The following is a 2517-nucleotide window of genomic DNA, read 5'->3' as shown; positions in this document are numbered from 1 at the left end:
TGAAGGTGTTGGCGACCCTGCCGCCCGAGCTGCGGGGCCGGGCCGGCCGCGTCCGCGAACGTTTCCACCTCGATGCGCCCGGGTGGTTCCACCGTGACGAGCCGCTCCCCCACCTGGCCACCGTGGCCGAGGCCATGTGGGCCGACCGGCGCGTCGACGTCCGCTACCGGCGGGCCGACCGGGCCGTCGACCGGCGCTTCGACCCGCTGGGCCTCGTGCTCAAGGCCGGCACCTGGTATCTCGTCGCCCGCATCGGGCCCGACATCCGCACCTACAAGGTCGCCAAGGTGCTGGACCTCAATGTCCTGGCCGACACCTTCGACCCGCCCGCCGGCTTCGATCTCGCGGCACATTGGCGCGGCGCGATGCGGCGGCTGGAGCGCGATTTGCGCCGGGCGGAGGCGGTGCTGCGGGTGTCACCGGCGGCGCTGTCGGCCCTCGAGCGACTCGGTGCCGATGCGGCGGATGCGGTGCGGCAGGCGCCGCCGGATGCGGCGGGCTGGCGGCAGGCGACGGTGCCGATCGAGGGCATCGACCATGCCGCCGGGCTGCTGCTCGGTTTTGCCGACGGGGTCGAGGTGGTGGCGCCGCCGGCGCTGCGCCACGCCCTGGCCGAGGCCGCCCGCCGGGTGGCGGCCCTGTATGGCGGCGAGGCAGCGCCGGCCGGCTGATCCGTCAGGCGGCGTCCGGCGCCCGGGACAGATAGTCCAGCTTGCTCGGCTGTAGGTGATCGACGCAGAGCTGGGCCAGGGCCCAGCTGTCGCGGCCCTTCAGCATCTCGATCATCATGCGGTGATGGCCGCGCGACAGCGCCAGCATCGCCGGGTCGGCCAGGGTCTTGGCCCGGATCGTCAGGCTCAGCCGCATGTAATGCTCGATCGAGGACACCAGGTGGTCGTTGCCGCAGGCGCCGAACAGGGTCAGGTGGAAGCGGTCGTTGCACTCATGCACGCCGCGCAGATGGCCGCGGGCGATCTGGTCTTCGTATTCGGCCTGGATCTGCCGCAGCCGGTCGATCAGGTCCGGCGAGGCGGGCAGGGGGATGGTCAGCGCCGCCTGGCGCTGCAGCAGCTCACGCACCTCGTAGATCTGCCGCACCTCGCCGGGCGTCAGGGTGCGGACCGCGGCGCCCTTGTTGCGCTCACGGGTGACGATGCCCAGCCGCTCCAGCGCGACCAGCGCCTGGCGGATGACGTGGCGGGTGACCGGGAAGCGGGCCAGCAGCGCATCCTCGACCAGCCGGGTGCCGGGCGGCAGCCGGCCGAAGATGATGTCCTCCTCCAGCGCCCGCACGATCCCGGCTTCCTTGCCGGCATGAGAAGCGGTCTCGGTCATCGCGCTCCTGGGGTCTGATTCATGGAGGATGAGAGCGTGCCGGCCCTCGGATTGTCAATGATCGGTGCTGGATATGCTTCAATTCCGGAGTTTCTGACTCGGCTCTCGGCAGATTATTGACAATCTGGAGGTGCGGCGTAGGGTGCTGCGGTCGCGCGGGCCTCCCCGCCGATCGCGGTTTCGAAGGGATCCCAGATGGCGACGCGCGGCTTGCGGAAGGGGCTGACCAGCTACGGCGATGCCGGGTTCTCGCTGTTCCTGCGCAAGGCCTTCATCAAGGCCATGGGCTATTCCGACGATGCGCTGGACCGGCCGATCATCGGCATCACCGACACCTACAGCGACTTCAACCCGTGCCATGGCAACGTGCCGGCGCTAATTGCCGCGGTGAAGCGCGGGGTGATGCTGGCCGGCGGCATGCCGATGGTGTTCCCGACCATCTCGATCCATGAATCCTTCGCCCATCCCACCAGCATGTTCCTGCGCAACCTGATGGCGATGGACACGGAGGAGATGATCAAGGCCCAGCCGATGGACGCGGTGGTCCTGATCGGCGGCTGCGACAAGACCCTGCCGGCCCAGATCATGGCCGCGGCCAGCGCCGACCTGCCGGCGATCGTGCTGCCGGTCGGGCCGATGGTGGTCGGCCACCACAAGGGCGAGGTGCTGGGCGCCTGCACCGATTGCCGGCGGCTGTGGGGCCGCTACCGCGCCGGCGAGATCGATGATGAGGAGATCGAGGCGGTGAACGGCCGTCTTGCTCCCTCGGTCGGCACCTGCATGGTAATGGGCACCGCCAGCACCCTGGCGATCATGACCGAGGCGATGGGCCTGTCGCTGCCCGGCAGTGCGGCGATTCCGGCCACCCATGCCGACCGCATCCGCTGTGCCGAGGCCACCGGCAAGGCGGCGGCCGCGATGGCGGTGTCCGGCGGGCCGCGCCCGTCCGAGATCCTGGGGCCCGGCGCCTTCCGCAACGCCATGGTGGCGCTGCAGGCGGTCGGCGGCTCGACCAACGGCCTCGTCCATCTCGCCGCCATCGCCGGCCGGGTCGGCCAGCCGTTGGACTACGCCGAATTCGACCGCATCGGGCGCGAGACGCCGGTGCTGATCGATCTCAAGCCCTCCGGCGCCTATTACATGGAGCACTTCCACCATGCCGGCGGCGTGCCGCATCTGCTG

Annotated in this window: 3 protein-coding genes; 2 read left to right on the top strand and 1 reads right to left on the bottom strand. The window is 70.4% G+C overall.

What is annotated here, in order from left to right:
- Positions 1-671, top strand: a 671-nt coding sequence (locus tag AC3XYG_RS04845) for a helix-turn-helix transcriptional regulator (RefSeq protein WP_489138683.1), incomplete at its 5' end; no start/stop codon positions are given.
- Between the two features lie 4 nt (positions 672-675).
- On the opposite strand, the gene AC3XYG_RS04840 is transcribed toward AC3XYG_RS04845, so the two are convergent.
- Positions 676-1335: a GntR family transcriptional regulator gene (locus tag AC3XYG_RS04840; RefSeq protein ID WP_489138682.1), complete on the bottom strand. Its 660-nt coding sequence runs from the start codon at positions 1333-1335 to the stop codon at positions 676-678.
- A 195-nt stretch (positions 1336-1530) separates the two neighbouring features.
- Between AC3XYG_RS04840 and AC3XYG_RS04835 the strand changes: the two genes are divergently transcribed.
- On the top strand, positions 1531-2517 hold a 987-nt coding region (locus AC3XYG_RS04835), incomplete at its 3' end, for a dihydroxy-acid dehydratase domain-containing protein (RefSeq protein ID WP_489138681.1).

It is taken from the genome of Inquilinus sp. (assembly GCF_057815775.1).
Note: the sequence above shows the minus strand (reverse complement) of the source record. Positions and strands in the feature narration are given on the sequence as shown.

Bases quoted from the DNA above. Each gene is read 5' to 3' on its own strand.
- AC3XYG_RS04840 (WP_489138682.1), bottom strand. From the start codon at position 1,335: ATGACCGAGACCGCTTCTCATGCCGGCAAGGAAGCCGGGATCGTGCGG.